This window comes from Dactylosporangium sp. CA-052675, assembly GCF_050947935.1.
Taxonomy (GTDB): Bacteria; Actinomycetota; Actinomycetes; order Mycobacteriales; family Micromonosporaceae; genus Dactylosporangium.
On sequence record NZ_CP192010.1, the window covers coordinates 3716652 to 3738626 of the forward strand.

General features: G+C 72.1%; 19 protein-coding genes and 1 riboswitch. Of the genes, 10 read left to right on the forward strand and 9 right to left on the reverse strand.

What is annotated here, in order from left to right; all coding sequences use genetic code 11:
- The first annotated feature begins 27 nt into the window (after positions 1-27).
- A complete protein-coding gene (locus tag ACQP1P_RS16925) occupies positions 28-762 on the forward strand; it encodes a dienelactone hydrolase family protein (RefSeq protein WP_433087626.1) in 735 nt (244 codons plus the stop codon).
- On the opposite strand, the gene ACQP1P_RS16930 is transcribed toward ACQP1P_RS16925, so the two are convergent.
- Positions 699-3095, reverse strand: coding sequence for a putative bifunctional diguanylate cyclase/phosphodiesterase (locus tag ACQP1P_RS16930; RefSeq protein ID WP_433087627.1), 2397 nt, complete (start codon positions 3093-3095; stop codon positions 699-701). The genes ACQP1P_RS16925 and ACQP1P_RS16930 overlap by 64 nt on opposite strands.
- Positions 3096-3193: 98 nt before the next feature.
- On the opposite strand from ACQP1P_RS16930, the gene ACQP1P_RS16935 reads away from it, so the two are divergent.
- Together ACQP1P_RS16935 and ACQP1P_RS16940 are read left to right on the forward strand one after the other, a co-directional pair.
- Positions 3194-3403 carry a hypothetical protein gene (locus ACQP1P_RS16935; protein ID WP_350612956.1) on the forward strand — a complete coding sequence of 70 codons (210 nt, stop codon included), beginning with the start codon at positions 3194-3196 and terminating at the stop codon, positions 3401-3403.
- A gap of 271 nt (positions 3404-3674) precedes the next feature.
- Positions 3675-7307, forward strand: a complete 3633-nt coding sequence (locus ACQP1P_RS16940; protein WP_433087628.1) for a CARDB domain-containing protein — start codon at positions 3675-3677, stop codon at positions 7305-7307.
- A gap of 12 nt (positions 7308-7319) precedes the next feature.
- Here ACQP1P_RS16940 and ACQP1P_RS16945 read toward each other — a convergent pair whose 3' ends face one another.
- Positions 7320-8042 (reverse strand): GntR family transcriptional regulator, encoded by a 723-nt coding sequence (locus ACQP1P_RS16945; protein ID WP_433087629.1) that lies wholly within the window; start codon positions 8040-8042, stop codon positions 7320-7322.
- Positions 8043-8324: 282 nt separating this feature from the next.
- On the reverse strand, positions 8325-9395 hold the full coding sequence (locus ACQP1P_RS16950) for a LacI family DNA-binding transcriptional regulator (protein WP_433087630.1): 1071 nt from the start codon (positions 9393-9395) through the stop codon (positions 8325-8327).
- A 72-nt stretch (positions 9396-9467) separates the two neighbouring features.
- Here ACQP1P_RS16950 and ACQP1P_RS16955 point away from each other — a divergent pair, with 72 nt between their 5' ends.
- Positions 9468-10271, forward strand: coding sequence for a sugar phosphate isomerase/epimerase family protein (locus ACQP1P_RS16955; protein ID WP_433087631.1), 804 nt, complete (start codon positions 9468-9470; stop codon positions 10269-10271).
- On the opposite strand, the gene ACQP1P_RS16960 is transcribed toward ACQP1P_RS16955, so the two are convergent.
- The 4 genes from ACQP1P_RS16960 to ACQP1P_RS16975 are packed head-to-tail and all read right to left on the reverse strand — an operon-like array spanning position 10254 to position 13772.
- Positions 10254-11234: a serine hydrolase domain-containing protein gene (locus ACQP1P_RS16960; protein ID WP_433087632.1), complete on the reverse strand. Its 981-nt coding sequence runs from the start codon at positions 11232-11234 to the stop codon at positions 10254-10256. The genes ACQP1P_RS16955 and ACQP1P_RS16960 overlap by 18 nt on opposite strands.
- 4 nt (positions 11235-11238) lie before the next feature.
- Positions 11239-12621, reverse strand: a complete 1383-nt coding sequence (locus ACQP1P_RS16965; protein WP_433090026.1) for a GH1 family beta-glucosidase — start codon at positions 12619-12621, stop codon at positions 11239-11241.
- Positions 12618-12749, reverse strand: coding sequence for a hypothetical protein (locus tag ACQP1P_RS16970; RefSeq protein WP_433090489.1), 132 nt, complete (start codon positions 12747-12749; stop codon positions 12618-12620). The genes ACQP1P_RS16965 and ACQP1P_RS16970 overlap by 4 nt, the downstream gene beginning before the upstream one ends.
- Before the next feature lie 21 nt (positions 12750-12770).
- Positions 12771-13772: a hydroxyacid dehydrogenase gene (locus ACQP1P_RS16975; protein WP_433087633.1), complete on the reverse strand. Its 1002-nt coding sequence runs from the start codon at positions 13770-13772 to the stop codon at positions 12771-12773.
- 367 nt (positions 13773-14139) lie between these two features.
- Between ACQP1P_RS16975 and ACQP1P_RS16980 the strand changes: the two genes are divergently transcribed.
- The 5 genes from ACQP1P_RS16980 (at position 14140) to ACQP1P_RS17000 (ending at position 19189) form a co-directional block, all read left to right on the forward strand.
- On the forward strand, positions 14140-14997 hold the full coding sequence (locus tag ACQP1P_RS16980; protein WP_433090028.1) for an ABC transporter permease subunit: 858 nt from the start codon (positions 14140-14142) through the stop codon (positions 14995-14997).
- Positions 14994-15884, forward strand: coding sequence for a carbohydrate ABC transporter permease (locus ACQP1P_RS16985; protein WP_433087634.1), 891 nt, complete (start codon positions 14994-14996; stop codon positions 15882-15884). The genes ACQP1P_RS16980 and ACQP1P_RS16985 overlap by 4 nt, the downstream gene beginning before the upstream one ends.
- A 53-nt stretch (positions 15885-15937) precedes the next feature.
- A complete protein-coding gene (locus ACQP1P_RS16990; protein WP_433087635.1) occupies positions 15938-17569 on the forward strand; it encodes a hypothetical protein in 1632 nt (543 codons plus the stop codon).
- A 116-nt stretch (positions 17570-17685) separates the two neighbouring features.
- Complete coding sequence (locus tag ACQP1P_RS16995; RefSeq protein ID WP_433087636.1) at positions 17686-17898, forward strand: hypothetical protein; 213 nt, start codon at positions 17686-17688, stop codon at positions 17896-17898.
- A gap of 103 nt (positions 17899-18001) precedes the next feature.
- Positions 18002-19189 carry an MFS transporter gene (locus tag ACQP1P_RS17000; protein WP_433087637.1) on the forward strand — a complete coding sequence of 396 codons (1188 nt, stop codon included), beginning with the start codon at positions 18002-18004 and terminating at the stop codon, positions 19187-19189.
- A 76-nt stretch (positions 19190-19265) separates the two neighbouring features.
- Here ACQP1P_RS17000 and ACQP1P_RS17005 read toward each other — a convergent pair whose 3' ends face one another.
- Entirely contained in the window at positions 19266-19973 is a 708-nt protein-coding gene (locus ACQP1P_RS17005) for a C39 family peptidase (protein ID WP_433087638.1), read from the reverse strand.
- Positions 19974-20001: 28 nt separating this feature from the next.
- Positions 20002-20149: riboswitch (cyclic di-AMP (ydaO/yuaA leader) on the reverse strand.
- 226 nt (positions 20150-20375) lie between these two features.
- Complete coding sequence (locus ACQP1P_RS17010) at positions 20376-21245, reverse strand: AraC family transcriptional regulator (RefSeq protein WP_433087639.1); 870 nt, start codon at positions 21243-21245, stop codon at positions 20376-20378.
- Between the two features lie 94 nt (positions 21246-21339).
- Between ACQP1P_RS17010 and ACQP1P_RS17015 the strand changes: the two genes are divergently transcribed.
- Positions 21340-21837 (forward strand): pyridoxamine 5'-phosphate oxidase family protein, encoded by a 498-nt coding sequence (locus ACQP1P_RS17015; RefSeq protein WP_433087640.1) that lies wholly within the window; start codon positions 21340-21342, stop codon positions 21835-21837.
- Positions 21838-21975 lie beyond the last annotated feature (138 nt).

The window sequence follows — 21975 nt, forward strand, 5'->3', positions numbered from 1 at the left end:
CCGGGGCCGGCCGGTAAGGTCGGCGGCATGAGGCTGCGCGAGGACGAGGTCATGGTGCCGGGGCCGGGCGGTGCGATCCGCACCCGGATCGTGGCGCCGGTCGGCGACGAGCCGCGGTGGCCGGGCCTGCTGCTGTACACCGACATCTTCCAGCTCACCGAGTCGACCCTGCGCACCGCCCGGCGCCTCGCGGCCGAGGGGCTCCTCGTGGCGGTGCCCGAGATCTACCCGCACGGCGACCTGGCCGGGGTGGCGCTGGAGTTCGACGACGCCGGCAAGGCTCGTGGGCTGGCGGGGGCCGCGGCCACCACGACCGCCGGGTTCGACGCCGACCGGGCCGCGGTCCTGGACCACCTGGCCGCCCGGCCCGACGTGACGACGCTGTTCGCGGCCGGCTTCTGCATCGGCGGCCACCTCGCCTTCCGGGCCGCGCTGGACCCGCGGGTGGCCGCGACCGTCTGCTTCTACCCGACCGGCCTGCACGATGGGAAGCTCGGCGCGGACGAGGCCGACTCGCTCGCGCGGGCCGCGGAGATCCGGGGCCGGCTGATGGTCGTCTTCGGCGCGCGGGACCCGCACGTCCCGGCCGACGCGCGGGTGCGGATCCTGGCCGGGCTGTACGCCGCCGGCCACGACGATCTCGAGGTGCACGTGTACGCGGGCGGCGAGCACGCGTTCATGCGCGACGTGGGTCCGCGCTACGACCCCAGGCTCACGGACCTGGGGCTGGCCGAGGCCGTCTCCTTCCTGCGCGGCCGCTGACCGTCGAGGCCGAGCACCCGCACGAGGTCGTCCGCGGGCATGGGGCGGTGGAAGTGGTACCCCTGCGCGTAGCGGTAGCCCAGGGAGTACAGCTGCCGCGCCTGTTCGGGGGTCTCGACCCCCTCGGCGACCGCCCTGAGGCGCAGCCCGTCCGCGATCTGCAGCAGCGCCGTGGCGATGACGGCCGGTGAGCCGCCCGCGCCGATCTCGTCCACGAAGCTCTTGTCGACCTTGAGGACGTCGACCGGGCAGATCTGCAGCAGCCCCAGCGACGAGTGCCCGGTGCCGAAGTCGTCCAGGGCGATGCGCAGCCCCATCTCGCGCAGGGTGCGCACGGAGGCGAGGGCCAGGTCGTCGTCGAACACGGCGGTCTCGGTGACCTCGACGGTGAGGCGGCCCGGATCGGCGCCGGTCTCGCCCATGATGCGCCGGACGGTGGCCGGGAAGTCGGGGTCGCGCAGCTGCCGGGCCGAGACGTTCACCGTGATGCGGATCGGTTCCTCGGACTCCGCGTCCACCCCGAGGTCACGCAGGCGCACGGCCTGGGCGCACGCCTCACGCAGGATCCACTCGCCGAGCGGCGCGATGAGGCCGGTGCGCTCCGCGACCGGGATGAACACCGACGGCGGCACGGACCCCCGCTGCGGGTGCGTCCAGCGGATGAGCGACTCGGCCGCCTCGATGACGCCGTCCGGGAGCCGCACGATGGGTTGGTACACCATGTGCAGTTCCCCGGCGTCGATGGCCCGGCGCAGTTCGGCGGCGATCCGCGCGTCCTCGGTCGCCACGGCGTCCAGGTCGGCGGTGTAGCGGGCGATGCGGTGCTTGCCGCGGTCCTTGGCGGCGTACATGGCGACGTCCGCGCGGCGCAGCAGCTCGCGCGAGTCGGCCGAGCCCGCGGGGCCCTCAGGGCCCTCGGCATCGGTCAGGCCGATGCTCGCGCGCACCATGAGCTCGACGGTCCCGGCCGTGAGCGGCTGCTGCAGCGCGTCGGCGAGCCGGGCCGCGAGGGCGTCGGCCGCGCACGGCTCCGCGTCGGTGAGGATCGCGAACTCGTCGCCGCCGAGGCGGACCACGGTGCCCGCGGTGCCGACGACGCCGGTGAGCCGTACCGCCACCGCCCGCAGCAGCTCGTCGCCGACGTTGTGCCCGAGCCGGTCGTTGACCTGCTTGAAGTCGTCGAGGTCGATGATCGCCAGGTGCAGGCGGTGCGGCGGCGTGCCGCTCATCTCCTCCATCCGCCGGGCCAGCAGCCGGCGGTTGCCCAGGCCGGTGAGCGCGTCCTGCGCGGCCTGGCTGGCGAGCTGGTCGCGGGCCTCGCGCAGCTGGGCGACGGTGCGGTCGACGGTCTCCAGCAGCCGGGCGTTGTCCCGGAAGGCGTGGATCTGGCGGGCCACGACGACGAGCGTGAGCAGCACGGTGCCGGCGGTGAGCACCCGGCCGTCGGGGCCCTGGTCCGCGACGAGCAGCAGCCCGTTGGCGGCGGCCACGGCGAGGTAGGGCAGGACGCTCCAGCGCCGGGCGGGCAGCGGCGGGGGCGGCGGCAGGTCGGCGGCGCGGCGCTGGCGGTCGGCCGCGAAGGCGATGAAGACGGACGCGAGCGCGGTGGTGACGTGCCCGTCGCTGATCGCGGGGAACGCGGCGTAGGCGGGCGCCATGGCCCCGGCGGCGGCCGCGACCCCCGTGGCGACGGCGAGGATGCGCAGCGCGCCGCGCTCGATCGCGCCGATGCCGGTCGAGGCCAGCTTCACGAAGACGGCGATCGAGGCGCAGCCGGCCACGACGGCGACGACGGCCGGCCAGACCGACCCGGACACCTTGGCCCAAGCCTCGGCGTGGCGGAACGAGAAGTGCCAGGCCACCAGCGCGACCGTGATCATCACGGTGCCACTGTCGAGCAGCAGCTGCAGGGAGCCGCCGCGCTGGGCCCGGGCGCCGGGCAGCCGCAGCAGGCCGATCTGGGTGATCACGGAGGCGCTGATGAACAGGCCCAGCGTCAGGGGGCTCAGCTTCTGTGAGGGTGCGCCGGGGCCGTGCAGGGCGTCGTAGGCGTTGCTGATGGCGCCGAGGCCGAGCATCGCCGAGGAGATGGCGACGCACCGCCAGAAGTTCCGCGCCGGGATCGTCAGCCCGCGCGCGCCGGAGGCCCGCCACGACTCGGCGGCCGCGACCCCGCTGAGCACCGGCAGCATCGCCCAGCCGGCCAGCGGCGCCTCCCAGGCCCGCGCGAGGACGCCCGCCAGCCACGCCGCCAGCACGGCCGCGGCGACCGCCAGGACCAGCAGCCCCGTGGTGAGCCGGAACGGCCGGACCACGCGGTCGTCACCACCCACGGCCACCTTCCCCCTGTCGAACGTGCCTCCTGGTCATCGGCGGGCGGCCCGGCAAGCTGAGCGGTTAGCGGATCCCGCCGGACGGGTAATCACCGGGCATGGCACTCAGCGATGACGACATCACCACCACCAGCTCCCACACCTCGCACTCGGAGCACCACTCGCACTCGGAGCACACCTCGGTGGTCAACGGCGTGGCCTCGCACGAGGAGCACGACGAGCACCACGTCTCCGGCGAAGGCCCGAACGACGGCGGCGCCGACCCCCACGGCACCGACGGCGGCGCGGACGGCGGCGCCCAGCTCTGACCCACGCGAACGCTCCGACCTCCGCAAACGTGAGGCCGGCCCCGGTGCGGGGTCGGCCTTTTTGCGGTTAGACGTTGACGAATGGGTGGATGTCTGCAACCTTTAAGGCCCCCGTCCGCAAGAAGTTGGCAGCGATGTGCAACTTCACGGCATCCCACACCCCAACACCGGCCCGGACCTGGGCGGGCATCCGCCGATGTGCTCGTTCCGTGAGTACGGCTCGCCAGGTCCCCGGGACCGCGCTGTCGTCTGAACGGAGCAGAGGACAACCATGCCCAGAAGAAGACTCACCGCCGGTGCCCTGACGGTCCTGCTGGCCGTCGCCGGCGCCGTCGGGCTCACCGCCGCGCAGCCCGCCGTCGCCGCCGGCGGGCCCAACCTCGCCCAGGGCAAGACCGCCACCGCCAGCAGCTTCACCGACGTCTACGGGGCCGGCAACGTCACCGACGGCAACCAGGGCAGCTACTGGGAGAGCGCCAACAACGCGTTCCCGCAGTGGATCCAGGTCGACCTCGGCTCGGCCGTGAGCATCGACCAGGTCAAGCTCAAGCTGCCCACCGGCAGCTGGGGCGCCCGCACCCAGACCCTCGCGCTGACCGGCAGCACCGACGGCACGAACTTCGGCACCACCCTGTCGGCCTCGGCCGGGCGGGTGTTCGACCCGGCGAGCGCGAACACGGTGACCATCGGGTTCACCGCGGCCACGGTCCGCTACGTGCGCGCCACGATCACCGCGAACACCGGCTGGCCGGCCGGGCAGCTGTCCGAGTTCGAGGTGTACGGCTCGGCCGTGCAGCCGCCGAACCCGCCGACCGCGCCCGGGAACCTCGCGTTCACCGAGCCCGGCTCCGGGCAGATCAAGCTGACCTGGACCGCGTCCTCGTCGTCGCTGGGCATCGGCGGGTACACCGTCTACGCCAACGGCACCGCGCGCGCCACGGTCGGCTCGGGCGTGCTCACGTACACCGACACCCAGCCCGCCGGCACGACGGTGACGTACTGGGTCCGCGCCCGCGACACCGCCGGCACCGAGAGCGCCGACAGCAACCACGTCACCCGCAACGGCAGCACCCCGCCGCCGGGCGGCACCAACCTCTCGCAGGGCAAGCCGGTCGACGCGAGCTCGTCGGTCTTCTCGTTCGTCGCGGCCAACGCGGTCGACGGCAACGTGGGCACCTACTGGGAGTCCAACGGCTACCCGGGCACGCTCACCGTGCACCTGGGCGCCAACGCCGACGTCACCTCGCTCGTCGTCAAGCTCAACCCCGACACGGCGTGGGGCCCGCGCACCCAGAGCCTGGCCGTGCTCGGCCGCGAGCAGTCCGCGACCGGCTTCACCACGCTCGTCCCGCGCGCCGACTACGCCTTCGCGCCGGGCGGCACCCAGAACAGCATCACCGTCCCGGTCACGGCCCGGGTCGCCGACGTGCAGCTGCAGTTCTTCGCCAACACCGGCGCGCCCGGCGGTCAGGTCGCCGAGCTGCAGGTGTTCGGCACGATGGCGCCCAACCCGGACCTCGTGGTCACCGCCGCGTCCTGGTCGCCGTCGGCGGTCAACGAGACGACCGCGATCACCCTGTCGGCCACGGTGCGCAACAGCGGTACCGCCGCCGCCCCCGCCACCACCGTCAACTTCTCGCTCGGCGGGTCGCTCGCGGGCTCCGCGAACGTCGCCGCGCTGGCCGCGGGCGCGTCGGCCACCGTCACCCTCAACGCCGGCACCCGCCCGATGGGCAGCTACCCGCTGACCGCGACGGTCGACCCGGCCAACACGGTCGTCGAGCAGAACGACGGCAACAACAGCTTCACCACCGCGAGCCCGCTCGTGGTGACCCAGGCGCCCGGCCCGGACCTGCAGGTGACCGCGGTCGCCTCGAACCCGGCCAGCCCGGCCGCCGGCGCGGCCGTCTCCTTCACGGTGTCGGTCGCCAACACCGGTACCACCGCCGTCACCGCGACCACGGTGACCCGGGTGGTCGTGGGCACCACGACGCTCAACGCGAACACCGGCGCCATCAACGCGGGGCAGACGGTCACCGTGGCCGTGCCCGGCACCTGGACCGCGGTCACGGGCGGCGCGACGATCACCGCCACGGCCGACGCGACGAACGTCGTCGCGGAGACCCGCGAGGACAACAACGCGCTGTCGCGCTCCATCGTGGTCGGGCGCGGCGCCGCGGTGCCGTACACCGAGTACGAGGCCGAGGCCGCGAACTACACCGGCACCCTGGTGACCGCCGACTCGCTGCGCACGTTCGGGCACACGAACTTCGGCACCGAGAGCTCGGGCCGGGCGTCGGTGAAGCTGTCCAGCCAGGGGCAGTACGTCGAGTTCACCTCCACCAACCAGGCGAACTCGATCGTGGTGCGCAACTCGGTGCCGGACTCGCCCTCCGGCGGCGGCCAGGACTACACGCTCAGCCTCTACGCCAACAACGTCTTCGTGCAGAAGCTGACCCTCTCGTCGCACTTCAGCTGGCTGTACGGCACCAGTGACGACACCGAGTCGCTGTCCAACAGCCCCGGGGGCGACGCGCGCCGGCTCTTCGACGAGTCCCACGCGCTGCTGTCGTCGAGCTACCCCGCGGGCACCAAGTTCAAGCTGCAGCGCGACAGCGGCGACAACGCCTCGTTCTACTACATCGACCTCGTCGACCTCGAGCAGGTCGCCCCGCAGCTGTCGCAGCCGGCGGGGTGCACGTCGATCACGCAGTACGGCGCCGTGCCCAACGACGGCATCGACGACACGGCCGCCATCCAGAAGGCCGTGATGGACGACCAGAACGGCGTCATCAGCTGCGTGTGGATCCCGGCGGGGCAGTGGCGGCAGGAGCAGAAGATCCTGACCCCGGACCCGACGCGGGGCCAGTGGAACCAGAAGGGCATCCGCAACGTCGTCATCAAGGGCGCCGGGATGTGGTACTCCCAGCTCTACACCACCACCGAGCCGCAGAACGTGACCGGCAACATCAACCACCCGCACGAGGGCAACGTCGGCTTCGACATCGACGACAACGTCCAGCTCTCCGACATCGCCATCTTCGGCGGCACGACCAACCGCAAGGACCGCGGCCACGGGCTCAACGGCCGCTTCGGCAAGAACACGAAGATCGCCAACGTGTGGATCGAGCACACCAACGTCGGCGCCTGGGTCGGCCGCGACTACAGCGACACCCCGGCGTACTGGAACCCGGGCGACGGCCTCGAGTTCTCCGGCATGCGCATCCGCGACACCTACGCCGACGGCATCAACTTCTCCAACGGCACGCGCAACTCCAAGGTGTTCAACTCCTCGTTCCGCACCACCGGCGACGACTCGCTCGCGGTCTGGTCCAGCACGTACGTCAAGGACCAGTCGGTCGACGTCGGCCACGACAACCACTTCACGAACAACACCATCCAGCTGCCGTGGCGGGCCAACGGCATCGCGATCTACGGCGGCTACGGCAACGCGATCGAGAACAACCTCGTCTCCGACACGATGAACTACCCGGGCATCATGCTGGCGACGGACCACTCGCCGATCGCGTTCTCGGGCACGACGACGATCGCCAACAACGGGCTCTACCGCTGCGGCGGCGTGTTCTGGGGTGAGCAGCAGAAGTTCGGCGCCATCACCCTGTTCGCCCCGTCGAGCGACATCCCGGGCGTCACCATCCGCGACACCGACGTCATCGACTCCACCTACGACGGCATCCAGTTCAAGGCGGGCAGCGGCCAGTACCCGAACGTGGCCATCACCAACGTCCGCATCGACAAGTCCAACAACGGCGCGGGGATCCTGGCCATGGGCAGCGCCCGCGGCAGCGCGACACTGACCAACGTGACCATCACCAACTCGGCCACGGGCAGCGTCGTGAAGGAGCCCGGCTCGCAGTTCGTCTTCAACGGCTCGCCCAACTAGGTGCCTTGAACGCTATTGGTTGAGGGGCAGGCTTTCGACGAGCCGTCGGAGGCCTGCCTCGAACGCCTCGCCGTCGCGGCCCAGTGCGCACCCGCGCACGAAGGCCGCGGCGGTGAGGGCGACCCGCGGCGCCGCGACCGCGGTGTGCGCGGCCACGTGCGGGCTGATCTGGGGCTGCTTGAAGGAGACGGTCACCGCGAGCCAGGGATGGCGGCGGTACATCTGCCACTGCAGCCGGCACAGCGCCTCCAGCCGCTCCCGCTCGCTCCCGCGGGACGGCGGCGGATACTCGGCGAAGATCGCGTCGGACATGAGCACCTGCAGCTGCGCCTTGTCCCGCAGGTAGGTCAGCAGCCACACGTTGGCCTGGTCGAACCGCTGCGCGAGCCGGCGCATGGACAGCGCACCCAGCCCCTCGGCATCGGCGATCTCGATCGCGGCCCGCACGAGCTCCGCCCGCGTCTCGGCCTCCTCGGCCGGCAGCCGCGGCAGGTGCGGCGGCTCGGCGACGGCATCGGCGGCCCGCGCGGCGACGACGGCCCCCCGCCCGCTGGGCGCCGCCTCGGCGAGCCCGTCCTGGCGCAGGATGGTGAGCGCCCGGTACGCCGGACCCATCGAGACGCCCCACTCCGCCATGATCGCTTTCGCGGCGGGCAGCGGCGCGCCCGGCGCGAGCTCACCCGCGACGATCCGCCGACGCAGCTCCGCGACGATCGCTTCCGCCTTGCGCGCCACGCGGCCTCCCTCTGGCAGTTCCGGAAAGCCGAATTCTATTGCCCGTCGCCTCGCCTCCCTCGGTCCGCTCCTCACGGCCTGGGCCGGGGCGTCGGCTCGGTCGACGGTGGTCGGTCGGGTCGTCGCGGCGCCGGTTGCGGTGTCCGCCGCGTCGGCTCTGGCCGGTCCGCTGCTCACGGCGTTGGTTGCGGCGTTCGCCCGGTCACCCCTGCAAGGGTGTGCTGGAGATCCGCCCGCTTCGGACCCGCGCTCACCGGCTGCCGGCCGTTCTGGATCCGCGACTCAGCCGGCCGTGCGAACGTACGGGCGAACCGAGTCGCGGATGACCAGGTGGGTGCCGAGCAGCACATGGTCACGGCCCGAACCGGTCTGCACGTTGCCCAGCGCCATGCGCGCGGCGGCGCGGCCGAGTTCCTCGTGCGGCAGGTGAACGGTCGTCAGCGGTGGCGTGAGCTCCTGGGCGAACGCGAGGTCGTCGAACCCGACGACGGACACGTCCTCGGGCACTCGCCGACCGGCTTCGCGCAAGGCGGTCAGAGCGCCCGAGGCGATCGTGTCGGTGCCGGTGAACACGGCGGAGAAGTCCGCATCCTCGCGTAGGAGCCGTTGCACGCCGAGGTAGCCGGCCGTGCGGTCCAGCACCGTGTGGTCAGCGATGATCAGCCGTTCGTCGACGTCGGCGCCGAAATCGGCGCAGGCCTTGCGGTATCCGGCGACGCGTTGGTCGGTGGTGGTGAACCCGTGCCGGCCCGTGATCAGCGCGATCCGCCGGTGACCGGCCGACAGCAGGTAGCTGGTGGCGGCGTATGCCCCGCCGATGTTGTCGTACTCCACGACCAGGGCCGGGATGTCCGGGCCGGGTGACGGACGCCCGCACAGCACCAGGCGCGAGCCCAGGGTCTGGACATAGCCGCGGACCCGGTCCCGGTAGTCGGCGCTGTCGACCACGCCGCCGACGAGCAGGACTCCCTCGGCGTTCATCTCGCGCACGAGCCGTACTGCGTCGATCTCCTGCTTGGCCTCGCCCTGGGTGGTGAAGATCGCGCAGAAGCGGCCGGATTCGGCGGCGTGTTCCTGCACCCCGGCGGCGACGTGCTGCACGAACGGTGACCGCACGTCGGTGGCGATCACCGCGATCATCGGTGTCGGCCGGCCGGACAGGCCGCGCGCGTGGGCGTTGACGACGTAATCGAGGTCGCGGACGGCCTGCTGCACCTTGGCGTGGGTCGCGGGCGTCACCGTTCGGTCGCCGGCCAGTGCCCGCGAGACTGTCGCGACCGAGACCCCGGCGTGCCGGGCGACATCGCGGATCGTGACACGGCCCGGGCGGTCCGCTGATTGTGCCCTCGACATCGTTGGGAACGCTCCTTCGGCGGTGCTGCATCAAACGAATGAAATCGGTTCCTGTAATGATACATTTCGCGGATGAAGCTGGCGTTCTCCACCTTAGGTTGCTCGGGCATGCCACTCGCCGAGGTCGCCGCCATGGCCGCGCGCACCGGTTGGTCGGGCCTGGAGCTTCGGTCCGCCGCTGATGAGCCGATCCATACGGCGAGCCCCTGGGCGGACCGGGCCGCCGCCCGGGCCGACCTCGGCGCGGCGGTCCCGGTCTGCGTCGCCTCCTACGTTCGGGTGGCGTCCGGGTCCGATGACGGGGATGTGGTGGCGGCGCTGCTCGCCGAGGCGGGGCTCGCCGCCGACCTCGGTGCGGGGGCGGTGCGCGTGTTCGCGGGCGCCGGGGGCCCGGATGGTTCCGCCGACGGCGCCCCGGATGCGGACGAGCAGGCCGCCCGCCGGCTCCGGGCCGCCGCCGACACCCTGCCCGGCGACGTCGAACTCTGGCTGGAGACCCATGACTCGCACGCCAGCGGCGCGGCCGTCGCGCGGGTCCTCGACCGGGTCGGGCACCCACGGGTCCGGGCGGTCTGGGACATCGCGCATCCCTGGGGGTGGGGCGAGCCGATCCCGGTGACCGCGAGGCTGCTGGCGCCGCACCTCGCGCACGTGCAGATCAAGGACCAGCGCTCGGCCGCCGACCGCACCCCGGTGCGCCTGGGCACCGGGGTGCTGCCGCTGACGGCGATGTTCGACGCGCTCGGCGGGCTCGGATACCGCGGGTGGCTGAGCCTGGAATGGGAGCGCAAGTGGCACCCGGCGGCGGAACCGCTGGAGACGGTCCTCGCCGCCGGTCGGGACTATCTGGAGTCCCGGTTATCGCCGCAGCGGTAGCCCGGTGGTGAAGGCGTTGAGCAGATTGTCGAGCTGGACGCCGGGGACGCCCGGGTAGAGGTTGTTCACCAGCAGCACGACGCAGACATCGTGGCCCGGGTACAGCCACCACTGGCAGCCGGACCAGCCGCCGTGGCCGTACACGCGGCGCTCCAGCAGGGTCGTCGAGCGGTCCCGCAGTGTCCAGGTCAGTCCCCAGTCGTGCTCGGCGAACGTCGGGTCGGCGCTGAGGATCGGCAGCCCGGTCGACTGTGGGGTGGTCATCGCCGCGAGGGTCACCGGGTGCACGGCAGCGCCGTCGCCGCGCAGCAGCGAGCTGCCGAGCCGCAGCAGGCCGTCGGCCCGGGCGAGCAGGCCGGCGCCGGGGTGGCGGGTCCGCCGGAACGACGCGTAGTCGGCGACGAACCGGTCGATCTCGGTGACGGCGACGGCCGGGCAGCCCGGATCGAACGTCATCGCGTCGCCGCCCGGGAGTTCGGCGAGGTGCTCGTCCACCGTCCGGCCGCTCGCGTGCTCGATCATCGCGGCGATGCCCTCGAACGCGAGGCTCGAGTACTGCAGCGCGGTTCCGGCGCGGAACACCGCCGGCGCGTCGATCAGGCTCTGGCGCAGCCCGCCAGGTGGGTCGACCTTCCCGTCGAGCACGCCGCTGGTGTGGGTGAGCAGATGCCGCAGGGTCACCTCGTCGGTGCGGCCCGGGCCGAAGCCGGGCAGGACCTCCCGCAGGGGCTGACCCAGCGACAACAGCCCCTGTTCGACCAGGCGCAGCGCGATGAGCCCGACGACGGGCTTGGTCACGGAGAACACCGCGAAGTGGTCGTCCGCCGAGGTTCCACGGCCGAACGGCTCCAGCAGGACGGTGCCGCGGGAGGTGGCGACGCCGAACACACCGCGGTCGAGGCGGCCGTCATCGACGGCGGCGGAGATCCAGCGGAGCGCGGCATCGTAGGGGCGGTCGGTCATCGGTTCACATCTTCCCTTCGTCGGGTGCGGGCAACGCGTTGGCGGCGATGACCCGGGCGTACCAGGTGGCGCTGGACTTCAGCGTCCGCCGCTGGGTGGGGTAGTCGACCGCGATCAGCCCGAACCGTTTGGTGTAACCCATCGCCCATTCGAAGTTGTCGAGCAGCGACCAGGCGAAGTAGCCGCGCACATCGACCCCGGCGGCGATCGCCGCGTGCAGTGCGCGCAGGTGGCCGTCGAGGTAGCCGACGCGGTCACGGTCGTCGACCGTGCCGTCCGGGCCGGGAACGTCGGGGAAGGCCGCGCCGTTCTCGGTGATGTGCACCGGCGGCAACCCGGGATAGCGGTCGCGCAGGCCGCACAGCACCTGCCGCAGCCCGTCGGGCTCGACCGGCCAGCCCATCTCGGTGTAGGCGAGGCCGTCCGGGCGGACCTCCGCGACCCCCAGCGCCGGGTTCCCGGTGGCCGCGGACGGGTCGGCGCGGACGTGGGTGCGGTTGTAGAAGTTGACGCCGAGGAGGTCCAGCGGTGCGGCGATCGTCTGCAGGTCGCCGTCGCGCAGATGGGTCAGGTCGGCCTGCGGCGCGTACCAGTCGAGCATGTCGCGAGGGTAGGCACCGGTGAGGATGGGGTCGAGGAACATCCGGTTGTGGTGCCCGTCGAACCGGGCGGCGGCGGCGACGTCTTCGGCCGCGTCAGTGGCCGGGACGGCGACGGTGAGGTTCAGCGCGATGCCGACCCGGGTGTCCGGGTGGCGCCCGGCGCGCAACCGGGTGGTCGCCAGGCCGTGGCCGAGCAGCAGGTGGTGTGCGGCGGCCAGGGCCCGGCCGGTGTCGCGGACGCCGGGCGCGTGCACACCGGCGCTGTGGCCGGCCCACGCCGCGACCGCCGGCTCGTTCACGGTGACCCACCACGGCACGAGATCGCCGAGCGCGTCGTGGACGGTTGCCGCGTAGTCGGCGAACCGCTCGGCGGTGTCGCGGTCGGCCCAGCCGCCCCGGTCCTGCAGCGGCTGCGGCAGGTCCCAGTGGTAGCAGGTCACCATCGGCGTGATCCCGCGCCGCAGGCACGCCTCGGCGACCCGCCGGTAGTGGTCCAGGCCGCGCGGGTTCAGCGTGCGGCCGTCGGGGAGGACCCGGGGCCAGGCGACCGAGAAGCGGTACGCCGTGATGCCGATGCGCCGCGCGAGGTCGAGATCGTCCGGGTAGCGGTGGTAGTGGTCGCAGGCCTCGGCGCCGGTGCTGCCATCGGCGATGTGTTCGGGGCGGGCGGCGAACGTGTCCCAGATCGACGGTCCGCGGCCGTCGGCGTCGACGGCGCCTTCGACCTGGTACGCGGAGGTCGCGGCGCCCCACAGGAAGCCGGGCGGGAAGGTGTCCACGGTCAGCCGCCCAGCGTCGCGGTCCGGCCGCCGGAGCGGGTGCGGGTCCACCGGCTCAGGGGCGGCAGCGGGGCGGCGGCCGCGGTCGCCGGGACACGGTCGAGCGCCTGTCGGCGGTTGAAGCGGTACGGCACAGGTCTACCTCCGGTGCGGGGTCAGGCGAGGATCGGAAGGTCGGCGCGGTGGACCTGGCCCAGCAGTGGTTCGCCGAGCAGGAAGCGCTCCAGCTCGTCGACGGCGAAGTCGCCGAGCCGTCGCAGCTCGCTGCCCTGCACACCGGCGACATGCGGCGTGATCAGGACATTGGGCAGGCTGAACAGCGGGTGACCGGGCGGCAGGGGCTCGGGCTCGGTGACGTCGAGGACGGCGTCGATCCGGCCGCTGGCGCAGGCGGCGGTGAGTGCCTCGGTGTCGACCAGGGCGCCGCGGGCGGTGTTGATCAGGGTGGCGCCGTCGGGCATCAGCGCCAGCCGCCGGGCGTCGATGAGGTGCCGGGTGGCGGGGATCGCGGGGGCGTGCAGGGTCAGGATGCCGGCGCGGCGGCAGCACTCGTCGACGTCGACCAACTCGGCGCCGAGCGCGGCGGCGTCGGCGCGGTCGAGGTAGGGATCGCTGACGAGCACCCGGTACCCGGCCGCGGCCAGTCGCGGGACGACGCGCCGGCCGATCCGCGAGGCGCCGATCACGCCGACGACGAGGCCGTCGTTGCCGTCGACGCGCTCGGCATGGGTGGGGAAGTGCCCGGCGGCGTAGCGGCGGGCCGCGGGCAACGCCCGTTTCCCGGCGAGGACCACGACCGCGAGGGTGAAGTCGGCGACCGGGCCGGCGCCGGCCTCGGCGGCCGAGGAGATCGTGATGCCGCGCTGCCAGGCGTCCTCGGTCAGCAGCGCCTTGACGGTGCCGCCGGCGTGGAAAATCGCCGTCAGCCGGGGTGCGGCGGCGAGCACCGCCGCGTCGACCGGTGGGCATCCCCAGCCGGTGATGAGGACGTCCGTGCCGGCGAGGTCCGGGCCGACCGACGCGACGGCGAAGTCCGTGACCGGCGGGCCGGGGACGACCGTGACCAGGCCGTCGAGCCGTCGGCGCAGATCCGGCGGGAGTAGCCGCCCGGTGATCTCGGGCCACATCGCCACCATCGCCCGGATCGGCTGCCGCATGAGTACCTCCAATGTAACCGTATTCAAGACGTTTCGCAGCGACCATAGGCGGCGTGCTTCGAATGCGTCAACGCCGCAACGTGCCCGGCGGCGGTTCGCGGCTTAAGTGGGGTTTTGAACAGCAACTTCGTCGGTGCGGCCCGACGCAAGGCCCGTTCATCTGCTTGACTTGTGCCTGTAATCGGTAATAGCTTCCGGTCATTGACGCCAGGAGAGGACCGCCATGGTGACACCGACGACGGACGTACGTCCGGTCCCCGCCGGCGCTGCGGACGACGGCGACGCGACCGCACATCCGCGTCCGCCCGGCAGAACGCGGCGACTCCGCCTGGGGCAGCGCCTGCGCCGTGACTGGCCGGTGCTGCTCATGTTGGTGCCGGGCGTCGCCTACTTCCTGGTCTTCCAGTACGGCGCGATGTTCGGCACGCTGGTGGCCTTCAAGGACTACGTGCCCTTCTACGGGTTCTTCGCCAGCACCTGGGTCGGCGTCGACAACTTCACCCTGTTGACCGGCGACGAGGCGTTCTGGCGGGCCGCGCTCAACACGGTCGTCATCTCCGGCCTGCAGCTGGTGTTCTTCTTCCCCGCGCCGCTGGCGCTGGCCCTGCTGCTGCACAGCCTGACCTCCGCGACCATCCGCCGGTTCGTGCAGAGCGTGGTCTACCTGCCCCACTTCATCTCGTGGGTGATCGTCGTCGCGATGGCCCAGCAGGTGCTGGGCGGTGCCGGCCTGCTCAACGGCCTGCTGTCCGACCACGGGCTGCACACGGTGAACATCCTCGCCGACCCCGGCGCGTTCAAGCCGCTGATGGTCGCCGAGGTGATCTGGAAGGACAGCGGCTGGGGGACCATCATCTTCCTCGCCGCGCTGACCCAGGTCGACGAGCAGCTCTACGAGGCCTCCGCGCTCGACGGCGCCGGACCCTGGCGGCGGTTCTGGCACGTCACGCTGCCGGCGATCCGCCCGATCGTCGTACTGCTGCTCATCCTGCGGCTGGGTGACATCCTGTCGGTCGGCTTCGAGCAGATCCTGCTGCAACGCGACGCGGTGGGCCCCGAGGCCGGTGAGGTCATCGACACGTTCGTCTACTACCACGGCATCGTCGGCGGCAACTTCGGCCTGGCCGCCGCCGCGGGACTGGCCAAGGGCGTCATCGGGGCCTGTCTCGTCTACGCCGCCAACAAGATCTCGCACCGCCTCGGAGAGCAGGGAGTGTACCGATGAGCGCGCGTCCACCGTGGAAGGAACCGGCGCGGGTGCCGACGCGGATCGCCAAGGCGTTCGCCCTCGTCGTGGTGGTTGCCCTCGTGGTGATGCCGTTCCTGGTCGTGGTGTCGACGAGCATCGCGTCGCCGCGCGAGGTCACCGAGAACGGCGGCTGGGTGCTGTGGCCCACCGAGCCGACGCTGAGCGCCTACGAGCAGATCTGGCAGGGCGGCATCGTCACCCGGGCGCTGCTCGTCAGCGCCGGCGTGACCCTCGCCGGAACGGCGTTGAGCCTCGCCACCACGACGCTGCTCGCCTACGCGCTGGCCCGGCCCGAGGTGGTCGGCGGCCGGCCGCTGCTGATGCTGATCCTCTTCACCTTCCTCTTCCCGCCCGGGATGATTCCCGCGTACCTCGTGGTGAAGAATGTCGGGCTGCTCGACTCGTACGCGTCGCTGATCCTTCCGGTGCTGCTCAACGTCTTCAACCTCGTCGTCATGCGGGGTTTCTTCCAGTCGATCCCGGCGGAGCTGTTCGAGGCGGCCCGGCTCGACGGCGCGGGCGACTGGCGGATCCTGTGGCGGGTGGTCGTGCCGCTGTCGAAGGCGGCCCTCGCCGTGGTCGGACTCTTCTACGCCGTCGGGTACTGGAACTCGTGGTTCACCGGAATGCTGTACCTCCAGGACACGACCAAGTGGCCGCTGCAACTCGTGCTGCGCACCTACGTGACGTCCGGCGGGGTGCTCGCCGACCCGTCCGCGCAGAGCGACGGCGCGTTCGCGGCCGCACCGCAGACCATCCAGATGGCCGTCGTGGTGATGGCGACGCTGCCGATCGTCCTCGTGTACCCGTTCCTGCAGCGCTACTTCGTGCGCGGGGTCATGACGGGCGCGATCAAGACCTGACACCCCCGATGTCGAAAGACCTGACACCCCCCGATGCCGAAAGGAACCACCCCATGCACCTGTCCCGACGCTCGCTCTTACGAGCGGCCGGCGCTACCGCGGCCGTGACCGCCGTGCCCTCGCTCGCCGCGTGCTCCGACGGCGGCAAGCCCGGCGCGGTACCCACCGGCGCCGCGGTGCCGTGGCCGGCCTACGTCCCGGCCAAAGTGCCTGCCCCCGACCTGCCGGGCACGCCGCAGTCGCAGGCCGGCTACACCGCCTACCCCACCTCGGTCACCTCGACCGGGCAGCCGGCCCCCGGCGACGGCAGCACCGTGCGCGCCTGGGTCATCTCGTACGGCGCGCCGCCCAAGCCGGCCGCCAGCAACCAGTTCTGGCAGGCCGTCAACAAGGCGCTGAACATCAACCTGGAACTGACCATCGTTCCCAACGCCGACTACCCGGCGAAGGTGCAAACCCTGGTCGCCGGGAACGACCTGCCCGACCTCATCTGCGTCTTCTCCGGGTACGGCCTGCCCCGGGACACCCAGTTCCTGCCCGCGCAGTGCGCCGACCTGTCCGAGCACCTGTCCGGCGACGCGGTGAAGACGTACCCGAACCTCGCGAATATCCCGACGTACGCCTGGCAGGGCATGGGACGCATCGGCGGGCACCTCTACGGTGTCCCGATCGAGCGCAGCCCGTCGCCGAGCACGTTGTTCATCAACGACAACGCGCTGACCGCGGCCGGCTACACCGGCGCCTGGAGCCGCGACCAGTTCACCACGGTGGCGAAGACGTTGAGCGGCAACCGCAAGTACGCCCTCGGCGGCAGCACCGACACGCAGTTGCTCTACAACTTCCACGCCGCCTCGCACGGTGCGCCGAATACCTGGCGGCTCGACGGCGGCAAGTTCGTGTCCACCTTCGAGACGCCCGAGTTCAAGGCGGCCGTCGGCTACATGCGCGACCTGTGGCAGGCCGGCGTCTACCACCCGGACTCGGTGACCATCAGCACGGCGAACATCCAGACGCAGTTCTTCGCGCAGAGCGTCGCCGCGATCTTCGGCAACATCGGGTCCGCCGCTCCGATGATCACCGGCGTCAACGGCGCGTTCGACATCAACCTCGCGCAGTTGTACTCCGGAGCCGGCGGCACCCCCGCGGCGTGGGGCGGCGGCGGGCTGTTCGGGTACACCGCGATGAAGAAGGCGGCACCGGACCGCATCCGGATGCTGCTGCGGGTGCTGGACTTCCTCGCCGCGCCGTTCGGAACCAAGGAGTACGAGCTGTTCCACTACGGCGTCGAAGGAGTCCACTTCACCCGCGGCAGCACGGGAGCGCCGACGCCGACGCCGTTGTGGACCGGCGGCGAGAACGCGGTGACGCTGCCGGTGAAGTACCTCTGTGACGCGCCGGGCGTGCTGTACTTCCCGGGCCTGCCGGCCGAAAAGCTCACCAAGCTCTTCGAATGGCAACGCACGGCGGTCAAGAACGTCACCTTCGACCCGACCCGGGGGATGAAGTCGGCGACCCAGGCCAGCCAGGGCCTGACCATCTACAAGCTCATCACCGACGGCCTCATCGGCGTCGTCACCGGCCGCACGCCGCTGAGCGCCTGGGACGAGACGGTGAAGAACTGGAAGCGATCCGGCGGCGACACGATCGCCGGGGAGTACGCGCAATACGCCGCGGCGAACAACTGACCGCCGGGCCGCACCACCCCACCCCCTCACGAAGGAGTCGCACACCCCGTGAACCTGATCGTGAAACGTTTCATGCCGCGGCCGCGGTGATGGAGCGGTCCGCACCCGACCGGGGCGTGGTCACTGACTTCACGCACGACATCGCGCCCGCCGGGCCGGCGGCCACCATGCCGGGCGCTGGGGGGCCGATCGGTTCACTGATCGACGTCGCGCGCTACCGGGCTGCGGACTTCGATGGCGACGGCCGGCGGGACACCCCCGCCATCCCGGTCGACGTGGCACAAGGCCTGCCCGACCCGTCCAGCTGGGTCCTCCCGGCCGTCCACTGAGGTGGCCGATCCGTCCGGGCCGGCCGTGCGACAGCGCGGCCGGCCCGCCACAGCCCCCGGCGGACGTGCGGTCGCCGCGACCGCCGGGGCACTCTTCGTCACGATGATGGGAACGACCCTCCCCACCCCGCTGTACGGCCTCTACGCCGAACGGCTGGGCCTCACCGACCTGACCGTCACCGTGTTGTTCGCCGCCTACGGCCTCGGCGTGGTCTCCTGCCTCATCCTGTTCGGGCGGCTCTCCGATGTGCTCGGGCGACGGCCGGTGCTGGTCGCCGCGCTCGGCCTGTCGCTGCTGAGCACGGTGCTGTTCCTGCTGCCGCCGGCGCTGCCGGTCCTGCTGGTCGCCCGGGTCGTCTCCGGTCTCTCCGCCGGGTTGGCGAGCGGGGTCGGTACCGCCGCGATCGTCGACCTCGCCGCGCCCGGAAGCCGGGCCACCGCCGGTGCGCTCGCGCTCGCGGCGAACACCGGCGGGCTGGCGCTCGGCACCCTGTTCGCCGGGATCACGGCCGATCTCGTCGCGACGCCGCTGCGGACGCCGTACGCCGTGCACGCCGCGCTTGTCGCCGCCGCCGTGCCGGCGCTGGTGGCGTTGACCCCGGCCGGATCAACGCCACCAGCGGTGACCCCAGCCGGATCAACGGTGCCGTCGATGCGCGGGCCTGGCCGCCCGGGTCGCGTCCGGGCGCGCGGCGCGTTCCTGCACGCCGCGGTCGCCGGTGGTACGGCCTTCGCCGTCACCGGGGTGTTGACGGCCGTCAGCGCGATTTTCCTGGCCCGTTCCCTGCGGCTGCCGAGCCACAGTCTCGCCGGCGCCGTGCCGGGTCTGGTGTTCGCCACGATGGCGCTCGGCCAGGTGATGAGCCGCCGGCTCCGGCCCACCGTCGCGATGCGAGCCGGCTGCACGGGTCTGGTATTCGCGGCCGCGGTGCTGGCCGTCGCTCTGGCAACAGCCACGTTCCCGCCGCTGGTCCTGTCCGCTGCGACGCTCGGCTGCTCCGGCGGTCTCTGCCTGAGCGCCGGGCTCGCGATGACCGTACAGCAGGTGGCCTCGGACCATCGCGGCGCCGTGTCGTCGGCGTACTTCGCCGTGCTCTACGCCATGCTGGCCGTTCCCGCCACCGGCGTGGGCGTGCTCGCCGACCGCATCGGCCTGCGCCCGGCAGGGCTTACCTTCGCCGCGGCCGCGGGCCTCCTCGCGACCGCGGCCATCGTCGCCCGGCCCCCGGGATCACGTCCAGCTGACGCTCCGGGCGCCGGGTTGCGAAGACGGGCGCGGCCGCGCTCGTGAACCCGCCGGAGCGCGATCAGCCCGGCGCCCGTGAGGGCGGCAACGCCTCGTCGTCGTCGCCCTCACGGAGGCGGTTTCAGGCCACGTAGCCGCGCCTGGCGGCCCAGTTGGCGAGGGCGTCCGTGGACATCCAGTAGGTGCGCGGGCCGAACATGCCCGACGGGTCGGCGATGAGCACGGCGCGGCCGTGGTCGCGGTAGCCGACCAGGGAGATGTAGTGGCCGCCGGAGAACTCGTGGTAGGTGCCCGACTGGTCGGTGGCGCCGCCCACGATGTTGGCGACCAGGGCGCGGCCGGTGCTCAGGGCACGGACCGCGTCGTACTGCAGCTTCCGGGCCTCGTCGGCCGAGGCTCGCTGGCCGTTGATGAACCGGGCCTCGTACACCTCCTTGCCCAGGACGCCGTTCATTGCCCTGGCCACGTCGGCGACCGAGTTGGTGCCGTTCACTGTGGTGCCGAGCCGCGCGGCCACGTCGTCCTGCGACAGGTCGGCGCCCACCGAGGTCAGCGCCATGCGGGTCGAAGCCGGGCCGCAGTAGTAGAAGTTGGGCTGGAACTGGAAGTCGTAGTTGACCGTGTTCTCGGCCAGCGCGGTGTCCAGCAAGTCGGGGGCGGCCGGCGCAGCGGTCGCTCTCGGCTGGGCGGGCGTCGCGGTGCTCAGCGCCGCAGTGCCCTGGGCATGCGCGTCGGCCGGCTCGGCGCCCCCGTTGAGCAGCGCCGCGGTCGTCACGGAGACCACCATCAGCGAGGCGGTCCCGAGCAGCGCGGGGACAGGCCGGCGCAACAGTGCAGTGAAACGTTGGTGCATCAAGGCATCCTTCCGGTGCCGTCTACCGGGTTAGCTGACGGATTCGGGCGGGAAGCACGCCCTACCACGACCTCCGCACGGAGGCCGACGGATTCACCCCGGTAAAACCTGGGTCCCCGGCTCGCAACGATGCGACTCGACGGGTCTGCGCCGGTGCCATATGGCCATGACGAACGACCAGCTCAGACACGTGGACATTACCGATCAGTACATCCACCGGCCCACCCTGCCTGCCCCACCCCGCCCCTCCTCCAAATGCACGGCATGCCGCACGACACCGAGACGCCTGCGGTACACGCCGAGGAGCAGCACCTGAACGGCTGCGAAGACGGTCGCGGCGATGCGAGCAAGTCGGCACCGGACTCGCCCGCAGGCCTGTTACGCCGGTTCGATCGGCAGCCACAGCTCACAGGTCGCCGTGCTGAGGTCGTCCGCGCGCTCCAGGAACGCGACGATCGACGGACCCGCCCGCAGACGCCACGGATTGGACGGGAACCACTCGGTCGCGGTCGCGGCCCAGGCCTCCTGCAGTGCCCGCGGGAACGGCCCGGCCGTGCGGAACACCGCCCACATCCCCGCCGCCACGTCGATGGCGTGCAGGTCGCCGGGGACCGGCGTGGCCAGGGCGAGCGCGACCCCGTGCAGGTAGGTGAGCGGGCTGCCCTCGGCGGCGTCGGGGTCGACGTCGTCGCTGACCTGCAACAACCCCGCCGGTGCGGTGTCGCCGAGGCTCTTGAGCCGGGCGTGCTCCTGCGGCGGCAGCGCCGCGACGAGCCGCTGGATGTGCGGGTTGACGCCCCGGTGGATCAGCGGCACCCGGGCCGCGTGCCCCACGAGCCGGAAGGCGGGGCGCTCGACGATGCGCGTGTCCATGGGGATGCTGCCCTCCACGGTCAGGCGGAACCTGATGTGGGGTTGGGTGCGAAGGGGGCCTCCGTCGCGGCGTACGTCACCGGGGCCGGCGCCGTGCACCGCGCGGAACGCACGGCCGAACGCCTCCGTCGAGCCGTACCCGTGCCGGACGGCGATGCTCAGCAGATCGTCCTCGCCCCGCACCACGTCGGCCGCCGCGACGGTCATGCGACGCCGGCGCGCGTACTCCGACAGCGGCATGCCGGCCAGCGACGAGAACATCCGGCGCAGGTGGTACTCGGTCGTGCCGGACGCCTTGGCGAACGTGGCGACGTCGAGCTCGTCGGTGAGGTGCTCCTCGACGAGGTCGACGAGCTGGTTGAGCGCCGAGATCATGAGACCCTCCCTTGCCGGTTGCCGTCACCAGTGTCGAGAACGTCCGGCCGGCTCCGTCCCCGGGGTACGAGCCGCCGACGAAGGAGTGACCACCATGCAACCGTCCGAGATCACCGAGGTGCTGCACCGGCCGATCAGCCAGGAGCTGCTCGCCCGGGACCTGACCCGCCTGGCCTACGTCGCCCAGGACGGCACCCCGCGCAGCATCCCGATCGCTTTCACCTGGAACGGCTCGCAGATCGTCATGTGCACCACGAAGAACGCCCCGAAACTGCCCGCCCTGCGCGCGAACCCGATGGTCGCCCTGACCGTCGACACCGAGTCCCACCCGCCGAAGATCCTGCTCGTCCGCGGCCGCGCCGAGCTGGACGTCGTCGACGGCATCCCGGAGGAGTACCTGCAGATGAACGGCAGCTACGAGATGACGCCCGAGCAGCGCGTCGAGTGGGAGGCCGAGGTCCGCTCGCTCTACGACGGCATGGTGCGCATCGTCGTCACGCCGACCTGGGCGAAGCTCATCGACTTCGAGACCACGCTGCCCACCGCGATCGAGGAGCTGGTCCGGCGCCGCGCCGAGCGCCAGGGCGCCTGAGATTCGATAATCGCTGGACGGGCGGCGGGCAGCGGCGGTAGCGTGCCCTCGACCGTGGTCCGGCCCCAGGAGGTGAGCACCGTGAACGTTGTAGCGATGTGGGTGCTCCCCATTCCCGTCACGGTCGGGCGGCTGCGG

What these genes read in the sequence shown, in the direction of transcription:
- ACQP1P_RS16990 (WP_433087635.1), top strand. Translation starts at nt 15,938, where the DNA reads ATGCACCTGTCCCGACGCTCGCTCTTACGAGCGGCCGGCGCTACCGCG.
- ACQP1P_RS17015 (WP_433087640.1), top strand. Translation starts at nt 21,340, where the DNA reads ATGCAACCGTCCGAGATCACCGAGGTGCTGCACCGGCCGATCAGCCAG.
- ACQP1P_RS16985 (WP_433087634.1), top strand. Translation starts at nt 14,994, where the DNA reads ATGAGCGCGCGTCCACCGTGGAAGGAACCGGCGCGGGTGCCGACGCGG.
- ACQP1P_RS16975 (WP_433087633.1), bottom strand. Translation starts at nt 13,772, where the DNA reads ATGCGGCAGCCGATCCGGGCGATGGTGGCGATGTGGCCCGAGATCACC.
- ACQP1P_RS16925 (WP_433087626.1), top strand. Translation starts at nt 28, where the DNA reads ATGAGGCTGCGCGAGGACGAGGTCATGGTGCCGGGGCCGGGCGGTGCG.
- ACQP1P_RS16935 (WP_350612956.1), top strand. Translation starts at nt 3,194, where the DNA reads ATGGCACTCAGCGATGACGACATCACCACCACCAGCTCCCACACCTCG.
- ACQP1P_RS16940 (WP_433087628.1), top strand. Translation starts at nt 3,675, where the DNA reads ATGCCCAGAAGAAGACTCACCGCCGGTGCCCTGACGGTCCTGCTGGCC.
- ACQP1P_RS16955 (WP_433087631.1), top strand. Translation starts at nt 9,468, where the DNA reads ATGAAGCTGGCGTTCTCCACCTTAGGTTGCTCGGGCATGCCACTCGCC.
- ACQP1P_RS17010 (WP_433087639.1), bottom strand. Translation starts at nt 21,245, where the DNA reads ATGATCTCGGCGCTCAACCAGCTCGTCGACCTCGTCGAGGAGCACCTC.
- ACQP1P_RS17000 (WP_433087637.1), top strand. Translation starts at nt 18,002, where the DNA reads ATGATGGGAACGACCCTCCCCACCCCGCTGTACGGCCTCTACGCCGAA.
- ACQP1P_RS16960 (WP_433087632.1), bottom strand. Translation starts at nt 11,234, where the DNA reads ATGACCGACCGCCCCTACGATGCCGCGCTCCGCTGGATCTCCGCCGCC.
- ACQP1P_RS16980 (WP_433090028.1), top strand. Translation starts at nt 14,140, where the DNA reads ATGTTGGTGCCGGGCGTCGCCTACTTCCTGGTCTTCCAGTACGGCGCG.
- ACQP1P_RS16950 (WP_433087630.1), bottom strand. Translation starts at nt 9,395, where the DNA reads ATGTCGAGGGCACAATCAGCGGACCGCCCGGGCCGTGTCACGATCCGC.